Here is a 14,853-nt window from a genome sequence, read left to right on the forward strand (position 1 = left end):
CACGGCACGGACGGAGGTCCCTCGGCGGGTGGCCGTCTCCGCACGGGCGGGCGCCCCCACGCGGGCGGGCGTCACCGCGCGGGCGCGCGTGACTCGGCGGGCGGCCGGCACGGCACGGGCGGGCGCCACTCGCCGGGTGGCGTTCTCCGTGCGGACGGCCGACATCGCGCGGCGGGCGAGGCCCGGTGGGCAGCTGTCACCGTGTGGTCGACCGCCTCGACGGTCGACCACCACCGCACGACGGCCCGCCCCGACGATCGGCCCTCACCGCACGCACATCGCCATCACGCACGCGTCGTCCTCGTACCGGGTGTGCCCCAGTCGACTGAGTACCACGTCCACGCACGTCCGCGCGCTCGCCCCGAGCACCAGCGGCCCCAGGCCCAGGAGCGCGCGGACCGCCTCCTCCGTACCCCGCCCACGTCGCTCGACCAGCCCGTCGGTGAAGATCAACAGCACGTCCCCGGACCTGAGTTCGACCCGGTCCTCGACGAACTCCGGCTCGTCCAACGCCCCGAGCAACACCCCGAACGGCGCCGCCAGCGCGTGCCCGACCCCGTCCCGGTACAGCAGCGGCGGCGGATGTCCGCCCTGTGCCCACGTCAACACCCGCGTCGCCGGCGCGAATCGGGCACACACGGCGGTGGCCACCTTGTCCGACGGAAGCGTATGCACCACGATCCGATTCAGCGCCGCCAGCATCGCGGCGGGACCGGCCCCGGTCATCGCCACCCCCTGGAGCGCACCGCGCAGCGTGGTCATCCCGGACGCCGCCGCGACCCCGTGCCCGGACATGTCGCCGACCGCGAGCAGCACGTCCCCGTCCGGCAGCGCGAGCGCGTCGTACCAGTCGCCGCCCACCTTCGAGTCCTGCTCGGCGGGAAAGTAGCGGGTGGCCACCTCGATCCCGGGCAGCTCGATCGGCCGGGTCCACCACGGCATCACCACCCGCTGCAGCTCGGCGGCGATGCGATGCTCCGAGCGCAACAGTCGCCGCTGGGCCAGCAATTGTGCCCGGGTCTCGGTCAACGCCTGCTGGGTGCGCCGGAGTTCGGTGATGTCGCGCAGCAGGGCCCAGATCGCGTGCGGGGTGCCGTCGGCGTCGAGGACCGGTTCGCCGACGAACTGGACGGACACCCGGGTGCCGTCGCGGCGCACGATCCGGAACTCGCCCTCGACGCCGTTCGCCTGTTCGAGTAATTCCCGCACCAGGTCGGCGACGAACGCCCGGTCCTCGGCCGCCGCGTGCTCGGCCAACGCGGCCAGCGGCAGCGGTCCCAGCGCCCGGTCCCGGTCGAACAGCGCGTACATCTCCGCGGACCAGCGCACGTCGTCGCGATCCAGGTGCCATTCGGCGCTGGCCACCGGACCCGAGCCGGGCGCGGCCCCGCGCGGCGCGGAGGTCCCGCGCTGCTCGGGCAACAGCCCGCTCGGATCCGGCTCGACGAACAACCGGCGCAGGTGCCGCCAGGGCAGCGCGGCGTCCTCGACGTCCTCGACCGTGAAGGGCGTCAAGGTGGTGGTGAAGGGCGCCGCCGGCCCGACATCCGAGGGCCGCACCACGCTGCGCGCGGGCGTACAGGCCGCGAGCCCCGGATCGTCCGCCTGCCGGTGCTCGGGGTCTTCGGTGTCCACACTCAGCCGGGCCAGATACTCCGCCGCCTGCCCGAGGCTGCACGCGAGCAGGTCGCACAGCAGGCCGCGTCGGTACGCGTCGTCGCCGGCCGCGGGATCCGCACCCGCGAGGCCCGGACCCGGTCCCGGCAGACCGCCCGGCCCCGCGACGGGGCCGAATCCGCTTCGCAGGGCGTCGAGTTCGGCGCGCATTCGGCCGATGTGCGCACGCCATTGGGACGGATCCACCACGGCGGCTGCGTCCACGGGGTGTTCGGGCCGTTCGCGCATCCGCTCGCGCTCCTCCGGACATGACCTGGCAGGGGTGCAATGAACTGTCGCACATCAAAGGCCCGGACGCGGATGAAACCACGGTAACCGGCATGCTTGTGGCGGATTGCCTATTTCGGCTGTCCGGAGATGGCGAAAGGGGCCCGATCGCGACCACGATCGAGCCCCCTGCGGCCCACGCGAACAGAACCGGACACCCCACCCGACCGGATTCGGGCAGCGGCGTCGCCACACGGCGTGTCGCGACGCCGGGCACCGGTCCGCAGTGTCGCCCCCGCCGGGCACGGATCAGCCCAACTCGTTCCCCAGGATCGAGATGAACGAGACCATGTCGCCCGGATATCCGCCCAGGTTGTGGGTCAGCGCCAACTTGCGCCCATCCGCCGGGATCCGCCGCTCCGCCGGCGCCACGCCGCGCAGTTGCAGCCACGCCTCGAACATCATCCGCAGCCCGGACGCGCCCACCGGGTGCCCGAAGCTCTTCAGCCCGCCGTCCGGGTTGACCGGCAGCCGACCGTCCAGGTCGAACGCGCCGGCCAGCACGTCCTTCCACGCGGTGCCACGATCGGCGAACCGCAGGTCCTCCATCAGGACCAGCTCGGTCGGCGTGAAGCAGTCGTGCACCTCGGCCATCGCCAGCTCTTCGCGCGGATCGGTGACCCCGGCCTGGCGGTACGCGTCCTCGGCGCAGGCGGCGATCTCCCGGAACGTGGTGTAGTCGTACTCCGGGTCGATCACCCCCGAGCCGTTGCCCGCCACCAGGGACAAGGCCTTGATGTACAGCGGCTTGTCCGTGTACAGGTGCGCGTCCTCGGCCCGGACCACGATCGCCGCCGCCGCGCCGTCCGCGACGCCCGCGCAGTCGAACACGCCCAGCTGCCCGGCGAGTTTGGGCATCGCGGAGATCTTCTCCGCGGCGATCTCCTTGCGGAACTGCGCACGCGGGTTGCGCGCGCCGTTGTAGTGGTTCTTCGCCGCGATGTGCGACAACACCTCGCGCATCTCGCCCTCGGAGACGCCGTACTTCTCGCCGTACGCGGGCACCACCATCGAGAACATGGCCGCCGCCGTGAGCGTGCGGGCGGTGCCGTCACCGGGGATCGGGAAGGCGTTCAGGCCCTGGAACCCGCCGTCCTTGACCTTCTCCACGCCCACCGCCATGGCCACGTCGTACGCGCCGGACGCGACCGCGTAGGCGGCCTGGCGCAGCGCGTCCGACCCGGTCGCGCACATGTTCTCCACGCGCGTGACCGGCTTGCCCTGGAGCTGCAACGGCTTGGCCAGGGTCAACCCGGACATGCCCGACTGCGCGGTGCCCAGCCAGTACGCGTCGACCTGCTCCTTGCGCACGCCCGCGTCGGCGAACGCCTCGGCGGTCGCCTCGATCAACAGGTCGTCGGTGCCCCGGTCCCAGTGCTCGACGAAGGGTGTGCAGCCCATCCCGACGATGGCGACGCGGTCCTTGATGCCGTGCGATCCCATGCCTATGCCTCCTCGGCGGCTCGGGCGGTCCGCACGGGGCGGGCCTTCCAGAAGTAGTTGTGGATCCCGTCGGCGGTGCCCAGTCGGCGGAAGGTCGGCTCGACCCGATCCCCGATGGCGACCTCGCTCGCGTCCATGTCGGTCAACTCGATCGGCAGCCGGCCGCCGTTGTCGAAGTCCACGACGGCGAACACCACCGGCGGGCTGGGGGAGTAGGCCATCCGGTCCACGGTGAACGTCTTGACCGTGCCGAGCACGTCGGCGGTGGGCACCGGCTCCATGTCGTCCAGGTTGCCACCGGTCATCGACACCCGCTGCGGTGGCAGGTGCACCGCGCCGCTCTCCCGGTCCCGGGCGCCGACGAAGCCGTACTTCCAGTCCACCGAGCGCACCGCGGCCGAGGACGAGGTACGGGCGGGCTCGGGACGGCGCGGCGGCTCGACCGGCAGCAGCCCGCGCCAGGCCAGGTACTTCCCGTACGGCAGCGGCGCGCCGCCGGCGATCTGCTCGGTGACCGTGCGGGTGGGCCGGTAGGCCGCGAGCGCTTCGCCGGCGCGGAAGAGGAACACGTCGGCGCCGTCGGACAGCACGACCAGCGCGATCACCGCGCCCGGGGCGGCGGCCTCGAGCGTGGCGGCCAGCAGCAGGCCCGGGTGGGCCGCGCCGGTGTTGCCGACGGTGCCCGAGAGGTCGTCGCCGAGCACCCCCTCGCGCAGCCCGAGCCGGCGCCCGAGGCCGGCGACCGCGCGCCCGTGCAGGCCGGCGACCACCGCGTGGTCCACCCCGTCGGCGGTCAGGCCGGTGGCCTTGAGCGCGTCGGTCCAGGCCCGGCGGCCCGCGGCGAGGTAGTTGTTCTCGCCGAACTTCTCCTCCCACAACTTCGACCGCACGTCGCCGGGGGTGCGCCAGCGGTCGACGAACTCGGCCGTGGCGGCGGCGCCGCCCAGATACTCGGCCAGGACCGGGCCGTCGGCGGGGCCGCCGACCAGGAGCGCGGACGCGCCGTCGCCGCCGGCCGCCTCGTCGGGGCTGCCGGGCAGGCCGACCCGGATGTCCGCGCCGACCACGAGCGCGCTGTCGGCGCCGGTCAGGGCGAGCCGGAGCAGCCCGGCCGCGGAGCGCACCGAGCCGCCGGCGTCCATCGCCGGCACCGAGCCGTCCAGGCGCAGCGCCGCGTGGATCGCCGTCGCGTTGGTGCGGTCCGTGTACGCGGGGGCGACCGTGGCGAACAGCAGCGCGCGCGGGTCGGCCCCGGGCGTGGCGCGCAGCGTGTTGCGGGCGGCCTCCACGCCCAGGGTGGTGGTGTCCTCGTCGAAGGACGCGACCGTACGGGTGCCCCGACCGCCCCCGGTGCCGGCCACGGCGGCGATGGTCTTGCGGTCGAGGCGCCGGTAGGGCAGGTAGGCCCCGTATCCGAGGATGCCGCGTCCCGTCGAAACTGCGGTTCCGTCAGTCGTCATTTCTCCGCTTCCGCCTCGTTCCACTCGGGTTCGTCGCGTTGCTGGGTTGCTCGGTTGCTGCGTGGTGCCGTGGCGGCGCCGGGTGTCCGGGCCGCCGCCGCGGTGGCTGGTGGGTCGGGCCGTCGGCTACGGCGTCTCCAGTCCGATCGCCCCGGCGGCCGCGAGTCGGTCGATCTCCTCGCGGGACATGCCCAGTTCGGTGCCCAGGACCTCGGCGGTGTGCTCGCCCACCCACGGCACCCGGCTCTCCGGGCCCTCGGCGACGCGGGAGAGCTTGACCGGGTTGCCCGGGGACAGGATCGGCGCCGGCTCCCCGTCGGTGCGCTCCATCTCGACGAGCATGTGGCGATTGCGGACGTGCTCGTCGTCGATCACGTCGCCCGGGTTGTACACCGGCCCCGACGCGACCCCGACGCCGCTCAGCGCCGCGCACGCCTGCAGGCGCGACTTGTCCGCGGCCCACGCCTCGATGCCGGGGCGCAGGATGTCCTCGATGTGGTCGAACCACTCCTGCGGTCCGCTCAGCCGGGGGTCGGTGCGCCACTGCGGCTTCCCGACCAGGTCGGCCAGCGCCGCGAACATGTGCGGACGGGCGCACTGGATCAGGAAGTAGCCGTCGAAGGCCCGGAACGAGTGGTTGATCAGCGGGGCCAGGCCCGGATCCTTGAGCCCCATCGACCAGTAGCTGATGCCCGCGTCGTTGAGCGCGACCATGGCGTCGAACATGGAGATGTCCACGTACTGGCCGACGCCGGTGGCGTCGCGGTGGCGCAGCGCGGCGAGCACCCCGATCACCGCGAACAGCGCCGAGCCGGAGTCGCCGAGCGCGCCGAGCGGGGACACCACGGGCGCGGTGTTCGGGTCCCGCTTGAAGTCGTACAGGCCGGCCATGCCCTCGGCGACCGGGGCGTACGCGGGCCAGGAGGCGTAGGGCGACTCGGTGGTGTTGCCGAAGCCGGACACCGACAGGTAGATCGCGCGCGGATTGACGGCGGCGATGTCCTCGAAGCCGAGCCCGAGCCGGCCGGCCGTGCCGGGCTTGAAGTTCTCGCAGACGATGTCCGCCTTCTCGGCCAGGCGCAGCACTATCTCGCGGCCCTCGGGATGCTTGAGGTCGACGGTCACGCTGCGCTTGCCGAGGTTGTTGCGCAGGAAGGTGACGCCGACGCTGCGGCCGAGCGGATCGCTCATCATCGGCAGCGCGGCGCGCCCGGACTCGCCGACGCCCGGCGACTCGATCTTGACCACCTCGGCGCCCAGACGGGCCAGCATCTGGGTGGCGTAGGGGAGCGCCTGCATCTGTTCGATGGCCAGGACCCGGATCCCGTCGAGCGGCTTTCCGAAGCGTTGCAGGTCGGCGCCTGCCACCTCGCCCAAGCGCATGGTCACTCACTCCCTGTCGTGCGGTCGTACGTGTGCCGCGCGGTCGGCCGGCCGGCCGAGCCTGCTGCAGCCGTGCGGCCGGCCCCGGGCCCGGACCCTCGGCAAAGCGCCGACCGGGCACCCCACACGAGTGCCCAATAGTCGCGAGACAGGCACCTCGTCACCATAGCTGACGGGCAGTCAGATGAGCATGGGTCGAGTTCCGTGCCGCTCGTCACGCGCCCGATTCGGGTGACACGCGAGGGCCCGTCGGCGTGTCCGCGGGGCGGTCGGGCACAAGCCGGCGGCACCGGCGACCCGCGCCGGTCGTTCGACCGCCCCATCCGCCCCCGCCCGGGACCGGGGCCGGGAACGAGTCCGGGACCGCTGCCGCCCGCACACGCGAGGTCCGTATCGCCTCCGTCCGCGTCCACCTGCCCGGACGACGTCCCCGAAGCCGCGGCCCAGGCCGCCGAATGGCCAACCGCCCCGGCACCCGCGAAAGCGCGCCGCGCCCAGCGCCCGCCGAGTCGGCCCCGACGGCGAATCGCTGTATTGTTGGTTGAGCCATGCAGATAACGCACGGCGAGCGACAAGGGGGCGGTCATCGATACCGCGACGACACCGTGCGACGAGCCGACAGCCGGCCGCGCACCCGACGAACTGGGACGCCAACTCGCGCGTCTCATGCGGCTCTCGGCCGCGGCCAAGGCGCGCAGTCGCGCCGAAGGCGGTCCGATTCCCGATGGGGGAGACCGGCTGCTGCTGGCCTATCTGGTCATGGAGGGACCCCGCCGGGTCACCGACCTGGCCGCGATGACCTATCTGGACGTGTCCACGGTCAGCCGACAGATCGCCTCGCTGGTCCAGCGCGGTCTCGTCGAGCGCCGCCCGGACCCCAACGACGGTCGCGGCACGCTGCTCGCGGTGACCGACGCCGGCGAGCAGGCCTTCGAGGTGTACCGCAGCCGCCGGCAGGCCGAGCTGGACCGGGTCACCCGCGACTGGTCCGCCGACGAACGCCGGACGTTCGTGCATCTCCTGGCCCGCTTCAACGACGACCTCGAACGCGAACAGGCACCGGCGCGCGACGCCATGCCGGGCGCGCCGGAAGGCCCCACCGCATGACCGACACGAAACCGCAGGTCCGGCCGCAGCAGGCGGCGGGAGACAGCGGCCTGACCCACCGCCAGATCATGACGATCATGTACGGCCTGATGGCCGGCATGTTCCTCGCCGCGCTCGACCAGACGATCGTCTCCACCGCGATCCGCACCATCTCCGACGACCTGCACGGGCTCAGCCAGCAGGCGTGGGCGACCACCGCCTACCTCATCACCTCGACGATCGCCACGCCGCTCTACGGCAAGCTCTCCGACCTGTATGGGCGGCGACCGTTCTACCTCGCGGCCATCACGATCTTCGTGGTCGGCTCGGCCGCCTGTACGTTCTCCACCTCGATGTACGAGCTGGCCGGCTTCCGCGCCCTCCAGGGCCTCGGCGCCGGCGGCCTGATGTCGCTCGCCTTCGCGATCATCGGCGACGTCGTGGCGCCCCGCGAACGTGCCCGCTACCAGGGCTACTTCCTCGCCGTCTTCGGCACCTCGAGCGTGCTCGGGCCGCTGGTCGGCGGGTTCTTCGCGGGCCAGGACGAGATCCTGGGCATCGCCGGCTGGCGCTGGGTCTTCCTGGTCAACGTGCCCGTCGGCGTGGTCGCGCTGCTCGTGGTCGGCAAGGTGCTGCGCATCCCGCACACCCGCCGGCCGCACCGCATCGACTGGTTCGGCGCGATCACCCTCGCCATGGGCGTGGTCCCGCTGCTGATCGTCGCCGAGCAGGGCCGTGAATGGGGGTGGGGTTCGGGAGTCTCGCTCGCCTGCTACCTGATCGGCGCCGTCGGCGTGGTCAGCTGGATCCTCGTCGAGCGCCGCATGGGTGAGGACGCGCTGATCCCGATGCGCCTGTTCTCCGACCGCATCTTCAGCCTGGCGTCGCTCATCGGCGTCATCTTCGGCATGGCGATGTTCGGCGGGTTCATGCTGATCCCGCAGTACTTCCAGATCGTCAAGGGCGCCAGCCCGACCAAGGCCGGCCTGCTGATGATCCCGGTCATGGTCGGCATGATGGGCTCGTCCATCCTGTCCGGCCAGATCACCTCCAAGACCGGCCGGTACAAGATCTTCCCGATCCTCGGCACCGGCATCGCGGCGATAGCGATGGGCCTGTTCGCGCTCTACGTCGACGCCGAGACGTCCATCGTGACCACCAGCATGTTCATGGTCCTGCTCGGCATCGGCCTCGGTCAGTGCATGCAGACGCTGATCCTGGTGGTGCAGAACGCGGTACCGCCCCGGGACATGGGCGTGGCCACCTCGGCGGCCACCTTCTTCCGGCAGATGGGCGCCACCGCCGGTACCGCGGTGTTCCTGTCCGTGCTGTTCAGCAACGTCTCCGGGGAGATCGCCAAGGCGTTCACCCGCGACGCGCGGACACCCGCGTTCAAGTCCGCGCTCTCCGACCCCGCCGTGCTCGCCGATCCGGCCAACGGGCCGGTGATCGAGATGGCCCGCAATCCCGGACCGGGCGGCGCGCAGGGCTCCGGTGTACTCAGCGACTCGTCGTTCATCCAGCACCTCGACCCACGCTTGGCCGCGCCGTTCAAGGAGGGTTTCTCCGAGGCGATGCAGCTGGTGTTCCTGATCGCCGCGTGCGTGATGGCGGTGGCGTTCGTCCTGGTGTTCTTCATCAAGGAAGTACCCCTGCGCACCATGTCCGGCCTGGAGGCGAAGGCCGCCGAGGAGGCGGAGCGCGCCGCCGAGGGGGCCGCCGCCGAGGCGCCCCGGGAGCCCGCCGCGACCGGCTCCGGCGCGACCGCCCGAACGGAGACCTCACCCGAACAGGACGCCCGCCGCGCGGCGGGCAGACGCTGGCCCGAGAACGACTGACCGCCGTGCGTGTGCCGGACGGACCCGACCGGGTCCGTCCGGCACACACACGATCGGGTACGGGCACACCGCCGGCTCACGCGAGCCGACCCGCCCGCCTCCGCACCATGCCCAGGCCGACCCACAGCGCCACGCCCAGGTTCACCACGGCCAACACCACGAACGTGAGCACCGCCGCGTGCGCCGAGGCATGCGCGCCGGCGCCCGTCGTGGACAGGAACATGGTGCCGAACGTGGCCACCCCCACCACGCCGCCGAACTGCATCAGCGTGACCAGTACCCCGCTCGCGTCGCCCGCGTGCTCGGGCCGGACCCGCCCCAGCGCGCTCGCCATCAGCGGCCCGAGCACCGCGCCCTGCCCCAGGCCCATCCCGGCCAGGCCGACCGCCAGCGCCACGCCGCCGTCCCGCCCGCCGTGCACCGAGGCCGCCATGCCCACGTACGACACGGACACCAGCGCGAAGCCCAGATACCCCAGGTGGGCCCGAATCCGCTCGGGCAACCGCCCCCACCACAACCCGGAGACGGCGAACCCGATCGCGCACGGCACATACGTCAGACCGGCTCGCAGCGGACTGTCGCCGAGCCCCGACTGGAGGTGCAGCGCGAGAGTGAACAGGAACCCGTTGTAGCTCGCCACCCCGACCAACAGCATGATCCCGCCGGAGAGCAGCCCGGGGGAGCGCAACACCGCGCCCGGCACCAGCGGCGATCCGCCGCGCGCCGACACCCGGCGCTCCACCAGGGCGAACGTGCCCATCCCGGCCAGCCCCGCGGCGAGCACCAGCCACCCCCACACCGGCCAGCCCTGCTCGTGCCCCATCACCAGCGGCACCACCAGGGCCAACATCGCCGGCGCCAGCACCAGTACGCCCGGCACATCCAGCCGTCCCCAGCCCGTGTGCTCGTCCGGCCCCGGCCGGTCGCCGCCCAGCGCACGCCACCCGACCGCGAGCAACAGCACCCCCAGCGGCACGTTGACCAGGAACACCGGCCGCCAACTCGTGCCCCACAGATCCGCGTCGACCAGCACCCCGCCCACGATCTGCCCGACGACCGCGCCGCCGGCTATCGCGGTCTGGTACAGCCCCATCGCCGCGGTCCGCCGCCGTCCCTCGAACCGGCGCTGGATCAGCGTCAACACCTGCGGCACCAACAACGCGGCCCCCGCGCCCTGCAGGCACCGGAACGCCACCAACTCCCCGGTGGAACCGGCCAGCCCACAGGCCAGCGAGGCCACCGTGAACAACCCGAGCCCGGCCAGGTACGCCCGCCCGTACCCGAGGATCGCACCCACCCGCGACCCGGTGATCAGCAACATCGCGTACACGATCGTGTAGCCCGCGATCACCCACTGCAGCCCGGCGCCCGACGTATGCAGGTCCGAACGCATCACCGGAGCCGCCACATTGACGATCGAGGAGTCGAGCACCGCCATGAACTGCCCGGCCACCAGCACCACGAGCAGCAGCGTGCCCGCGCCCCCGCCCCGATTCCCCTCCTCCCGGCGGCCCTTCGCCGCCCGGCGCCGCTCCCGGGCGGTCGACACCCGGGAGCCTCCCCCGTCGGGAGCGGTCGATCCGACCACCCCGGCCGCCGGGGTCGTCACCCGCTCCCCGTCCCCGTGCCGGGCGCCGCCGCCCGACTTCACATCCGTATCGTTCATGGCAGCGACTCTGCCCGCCGCCGGGTACCCGGACCAGTAGCCTGGTTATCCTGGTATCACCAGGCACCTGGCAATCGAGGCGACGATCGGCGCAGGATGGGTCGATGACCGGCAGCCCGCGCACCGACGCCACCCACCGCCCGGCCGCCCCGCGCCGGGTCGACCCGCCGACCGGGCCGGCCCCGATCCCGGCAGCGGCCCCGACCGCCGACGCCGGGCGGGCCGCGCCGGAATACGTCCGCCCCGAACGTGCCGCCTCCCGAGCCGAGTTGGGCGCCTTCCTGCGCAGCCGGCGCGAGCGGATCAGCCCGGAGCAGGTCGGCCTGCCCGCCGGCCGCCGACGCCGCACGCCCGGGCTGCGCCGCGAGGAGGTCGCACAACTGTCCGGCGTGGGCGTGACCTGGTACACCTGGCTCGAACAGGGCCGCCCGATCAACGTCAGCGCCCAGGTCATCGGCGGCATCGCCCGCACGCTGCGGCTCGACTGCGTCGAGTACGAACACGTCAAGCGGCTGGCCTGCGTGCCGAGCCTGGCCACGCTGCGCGCCGAGGACGAGGTGGACTCGGACACCCAGACCGTCCTCGACGACTTCGCCACGCTGCCGGCGGTGGTCCTGAACGGCCGCTACGACGTCCTCGCCTGCAACGCGCTCTACGCCCGGATGTTCCCGAGCCTGGTGGCGGCACCGAGGGAGCGGCGCAACGTGATCTGGGAGTTGTTCACCCGACCCGCGTGCTGCAACCCCTTCCACGAGTGGCGGCAGGAGTGCGTGGGCGTGGTCGGCGTGTTGCGCGGCAGCTACGCGCGCAATGTCGGCGATCCGCTGTGGACCGCGTTCGTCGACGAACTGATCGCCGCCAGTCCCGAGTTCGCGACGGCCTGGGCGGCCCATCCGGTCTCGCTCACCCGCACCCGGACCAAACTCTTCCGCCACCGCGACGTCGGGGTGCTGCACGTCCGGGGGATGCCCACCGACCTCGCCACCTCACCGGGCCAGCGAATGAGCGTCTACGTGCCGCAGGACGAGGTGACGCGCGAACGACTGGCCCGGCTGGCCGCGCCCGACTTCGTCCCGAGCCCGCCGCACGTACATTCGCCTTCGCCGAGGTAAGCCGAAGGGCCGGAGGATCGAGATCCTCCGGCCCTTCGATACTGCCCGTGCGCGATACTGGGATTGAACCAGTGACCTCTTCCGTGTCAGGGAAGCGCTCTCCCGCTGAGCTAATCGCGCGGGTGGTGTAGCGGTACGACGGTTGTACGGCGTGCGCGATACTGGGATTGAACCAGTGACCTCTTCCGTGTCAGGGAAGCGCTCTCCCGCTGAGCTAATCGCGCGGGCAGATCACCCTCGGCACCAGGCCCGGGTTCTCTTGGAGGTGGAGACGGGATTTGAACCCGTGTAGACGGCTTTGCAGGCCGTTGCCTCGCCTCTCGGCCACTCCACCAAGTGAAGGAACCATAGTGGTTGCCCACCACATTCCTCTACTTCTTCCGAGCGGACGACGAGATTCGAACTCGCGACCCTCACCTTGGCAAGGTGATGCTCTACCAACTGAGCCACGTCCGCCTGTCGACCCGGGTTGCGTTTCCGCGTCCCGGCGACGTTGAGAACTTTAGCGGATCCGAGGGCCATCACAAAAACCGATTCCCCGCGGACCCCGCCGCGCGACCCGCGCAACCTGCGAAAACGACCGAGGCCGGCCCGAACCGAGAAGGTTCGAACCGGCCTTCGGCGAGCGCCGACGGGGGCTCGTCCAGTACATCGGGCCGCCGTCGCGACGCCCACCGTCCGCCGTCCCGACGGCAGGTGTTCAGCCGCCGTGCGGCCGGTGGACGGACACGGCGCTCCATCGTGCGAGCGCCGGGAACCGCGAGGTCACCCGCGCCGCTCCCCGGAGGGCGCCGGTTCGGCCTCGACCGCGGCAGCCACCGGAACCGAGGGAGCCGGCACCTCGTCCGCGCTCGCGTCGGCCGCACGCTCGACCGCCGCGGCAGGCGACTGAGCGGGAACCTGCGGCAGTTCGGAAGCCCCGGCCTCGACCGCCACCACGTCGGACGCGACCTCGCCCGACTCACCCGGCGAAACGCGCGCCACGGCCGGTACGCCGGCCGCCGCTTCTTCGACCTCGACGGCCGGCACAACCGCTGTCGCCGCGTCGGCCTCGACGGCCGGTACGACGGATGTCGCAGCATCGGCCGATTCGACTTCGGCGGCCGGTACGCCGGCTGCTTCCACAACAGCCGACTCGACGTCCACGGCCGGCACAACGGTTGTGGCTGCTTCGACCGCTTCAACCTCGACCGCCGGCACGACCGCTGTCGCCGCATCGACCGACTCGGCCTCTACGGCCGGTACGACGGCTGTCCCCACAGCGGCGGACTCGACGTCCACGGCCGGCACAACGGTTGTCGCCGCTTCGACCTCCGCAGCCGGCCCGACCGCAGTCGCCGCGTCGGCCGCTTCGACCTTGGCGGCGGGCCCGACCGCTGTCGCCGCGTCGGCCGACTCGGCCTCTACGGCCGGCACGACGGCTGTCCCCACAGCGGCGGACTCGACGTCCACGGCCGGCACGAGGGTTGTCGCCGCTTCGACCTCCGCAGCCGCGTCGGTCGTTTCGACCTTGGCGGCGGGCACGACGGTTGTGGCTGCTTCGACCGCTTCGCCCTCGGCGGCCGGGACGACCGCCGGTGCCGCTTCCGCCGAGCCGGCCCCTTCACGTGACTCGGCCGCGTCGACCGGTGTGGCGCCGGGAGCCTCCGTCCCCGCCGTCGGCGGCGCCGCAGGGCGCGGCGGCGCGGACGCGGCCGGGGTCGCGGGAGCGACCGGCGCCTGCGGGACCGGCGGCGCGCCGGTCGGCACCGGCGAAGCGAACGCGCCGGCCGCACCGGGCGCGGTCGGCACCGGCGGAGCGAAGTACTGCCCGGTCGGCGCCTGCGCCGGATAGGCCGCCCACGGCGTCGGCGCCCCCGCCGGGAAACCGCCCACCGCTCCCGGAGCCGGGACCAGCCCCGACGCGAACGCCAGCGCCTCCCGCTCGTGCTGGAACGTGGTGATCCTCCGCACCACGAAAATCGCCGCGACCGCCGCCAGGACCAGCACGATGTCCGCCGCCCCCGACAGGATGTCGATGGTCTGCAGCCGATCGGCGTCCGACAACTCGATGTCGTCACCCAGCGGGTATGACAGCCGGCTCGCGAAGAACAACACCGACGCGCCGACCAGCAGCACCCACCAGGTCCACAACAGCGGCAGCCGCCCGGGCGTACGACCGCCGCGCTCGGCGGTCCGGGGGTCGCTCGCGCGCCACACGTCGTGCAGGATCAGCTTCGGGAACCACAGGCTCACCACCGGCACCAGCCAGCCACCGACCGCCCACCCGGTGGACAGGTGCTGCTTGGACGGGCCGAACAGGTCCACGTTGGCACGGGCCCGATACATCCAGATGATGAACAGCACCGCCGTCGCGATCATCGACAACACCAGGAACGTGATCGCCCCCGCCACCAGCGAGTCCGAGTCCTCGGCCCGGGTGCGCAGCGTGTCCGTGACACCGAGGTCGCCGGCGTCGACGATCTGCCGGAGCACGTCGGCCCGGTGGAAGAACGCCGCCGCGCACAGCCCCGCGAACACCGCCGACAGCGGCAGCAGGATGTACAACGTCACGGCGAGCCCGCGCAGCGAGCGGAACGGCTGCGGCATCCAGCCGCCGAAGGGCGAGGCCGGATACGGCCCCGGCATGCCATAGGGCGCCTGCGGCGCGAAGGCACCCGGCGCGGCCGGAGGATAGGCGCCCGGATACACCCCGGTGGGATACACCCCGGTGGGCGCGGGTGCGGGCGGAGCGTACGGATCCGGCGGCGTGGGCGCCGAGGGCGCCGCCGGGGCCGCGGTCGACCCGGTGACCACGGGGGCCGACACGGCGCCGGCCTGCTGCGGCGCGACGGCCGGAACGGCGCCGCAGTACGAACAGCGGTCGGCCCGCGTAGACCAGGTGTCGCAGGCGGAACAGTGCACGGATGAACGTCCTTCGA

The 14,853-nt window shown here is 72.7% G+C and carries 9 protein-coding genes and 4 tRNA genes; 3 read left to right on the top strand and 10 right to left on the bottom strand.

Annotated elements, in window-relative coordinates; all coding sequences use genetic code 11:
* Window positions 1-264: 264 nt before the first annotated feature.
* The 4 genes from EMA17_RS46625 to EMA17_RS46640 form a co-directional block, all read right to left on the bottom strand.
* The gene (locus EMA17_RS46625; protein ID WP_126643310.1) at window positions 265-1,905 is read right to left on the bottom strand and encodes a PP2C family protein-serine/threonine phosphatase; all 1,641 of its coding nucleotides are present in this window, start codon (window positions 1,903-1,905) and stop codon (window positions 265-267) included.
* 288 nt (window positions 1,906-2,193) lie between these two features.
* On the bottom strand, window positions 2,194-3,387 hold the full coding sequence (locus tag EMA17_RS46630) for an acetyl-CoA acetyltransferase (protein ID WP_126643311.1): 1,194 nt from the start codon (window positions 3,385-3,387) through the stop codon (window positions 2,194-2,196).
* Window positions 3,388-3,389: 2 nt separating this feature from the next.
* The gene (locus tag EMA17_RS46635; protein ID WP_126643312.1) at window positions 3,390-4,847 is read right to left on the bottom strand and encodes an OB-fold domain-containing protein; all 1,458 of its coding nucleotides are present in this window, start codon (window positions 4,845-4,847) and stop codon (window positions 3,390-3,392) included.
* Window positions 4,848-4,973: 126 nt separating this feature from the next.
* Entirely contained in the window at window positions 4,974-6,230 is a 1,257-nt protein-coding gene (locus tag EMA17_RS46640) for a CaiB/BaiF CoA transferase family protein (protein ID WP_246127338.1), read from the bottom strand.
* Between the two features lie 666 nt (window positions 6,231-6,896).
* Between EMA17_RS46640 and EMA17_RS46645 the strand changes: the two genes are divergently transcribed.
* Window positions 6,897-7,337: a MarR family winged helix-turn-helix transcriptional regulator gene (locus tag EMA17_RS46645; protein WP_126643314.1), complete on the top strand. Its 441-nt coding sequence runs from the start codon at window positions 6,897-6,899 to the stop codon at window positions 7,335-7,337.
* Window positions 7,334-9,154, top strand: coding sequence for an MDR family MFS transporter (locus EMA17_RS46650; RefSeq protein WP_126643315.1), 1,821 nt, complete (start codon window positions 7,334-7,336; stop codon window positions 9,152-9,154). The genes EMA17_RS46645 and EMA17_RS46650 overlap by 4 nt, the downstream gene beginning before the upstream one ends.
* A gap of 76 nt (window positions 9,155-9,230) precedes the next feature.
* Here the strand turns inward: EMA17_RS46650 and EMA17_RS46655 are convergent, their stop codons facing one another.
* Complete coding sequence (locus EMA17_RS46655) at window positions 9,231-10,820, bottom strand: MFS transporter (RefSeq protein ID WP_246127329.1); 1,590 nt, start codon at window positions 10,818-10,820, stop codon at window positions 9,231-9,233.
* Between the two features lie 104 nt (window positions 10,821-10,924).
* On the opposite strand from EMA17_RS46655, the gene EMA17_RS46660 reads away from it, so the two are divergent.
* Window positions 10,925-11,932: a helix-turn-helix transcriptional regulator gene (locus EMA17_RS46660; RefSeq protein ID WP_126643316.1), complete on the top strand. Its 1,008-nt coding sequence runs from the start codon at window positions 10,925-10,927 to the stop codon at window positions 11,930-11,932.
* Window positions 11,933-11,980: 48 nt separating this feature from the next.
* Here the strand turns inward: EMA17_RS46660 and EMA17_RS46665 are convergent.
* The 5 genes from EMA17_RS46665 to EMA17_RS46685 all read right to left on the bottom strand — a co-directional run bounded on the left by EMA17_RS46665 (window position 11,981) and on the right by EMA17_RS46685 (window position 14,836).
* Window positions 11,981-12,052 (bottom strand) — tRNA-Val (locus EMA17_RS46665).
* A 32-nt stretch (window positions 12,053-12,084) separates the two neighbouring features.
* Window positions 12,085-12,156 (bottom strand) — tRNA-Val (locus EMA17_RS46670).
* Window positions 12,157-12,192: 36 nt separating this feature from the next.
* A tRNA-Cys gene (locus EMA17_RS46675) sits at window positions 12,193-12,266 on the bottom strand.
* A gap of 49 nt (window positions 12,267-12,315) precedes the next feature.
* Window positions 12,316-12,388: transfer RNA gene (locus EMA17_RS46680), tRNA-Gly, on the bottom strand.
* A 309-nt stretch (window positions 12,389-12,697) separates the two neighbouring features.
* A complete protein-coding gene (locus EMA17_RS46685; protein ID WP_126643317.1) occupies window positions 12,698-14,836 on the bottom strand; it encodes a DUF4328 domain-containing protein in 2,139 nt (712 codons plus the stop codon).
* Window positions 14,837-14,853: the final 17 nt, after the last annotated feature.

The organism is Embleya hyalina (assembly GCF_003967355.1).
GTDB lineage: Bacteria > Actinomycetota > Actinomycetes > Streptomycetales > Streptomycetaceae > Embleya > Embleya hyalina.

What these genes read in the sequence shown, in the direction of transcription:
- EMA17_RS46655 (WP_246127329.1), bottom strand. Translation starts at nt 10,820, where the DNA reads ATGAACGATACGGATGTGAAGTCGGGCGGCGGCGCCCGGCACGGGGAC.
- EMA17_RS46640 (WP_246127338.1), bottom strand. Translation starts at nt 6,230, where the DNA reads ATGCGCTTGGGCGAGGTGGCAGGCGCCGACCTGCAACGCTTCGGAAAG.
- EMA17_RS46625 (WP_126643310.1), bottom strand. Translation starts at nt 1,905, where the DNA reads ATGCGCGAACGGCCCGAACACCCCGTGGACGCAGCCGCCGTGGTGGAT.
- EMA17_RS46630 (WP_126643311.1), bottom strand. Translation starts at nt 3,387, where the DNA reads ATGGGATCGCACGGCATCAAGGACCGCGTCGCCATCGTCGGGATGGGC.
- EMA17_RS46660 (WP_126643316.1), top strand. Translation starts at nt 10,925, where the DNA reads ATGACCGGCAGCCCGCGCACCGACGCCACCCACCGCCCGGCCGCCCCG.
- EMA17_RS46650 (WP_126643315.1), top strand. Translation starts at nt 7,334, where the DNA reads ATGACCGACACGAAACCGCAGGTCCGGCCGCAGCAGGCGGCGGGAGAC.
- EMA17_RS46635 (WP_126643312.1), bottom strand. Translation starts at nt 4,847, where the DNA reads ATGACGACTGACGGAACCGCAGTTTCGACGGGACGCGGCATCCTCGGA.
- EMA17_RS46645 (WP_126643314.1), top strand. Translation starts at nt 6,897, where the DNA reads ATGCGGCTCTCGGCCGCGGCCAAGGCGCGCAGTCGCGCCGAAGGCGGT.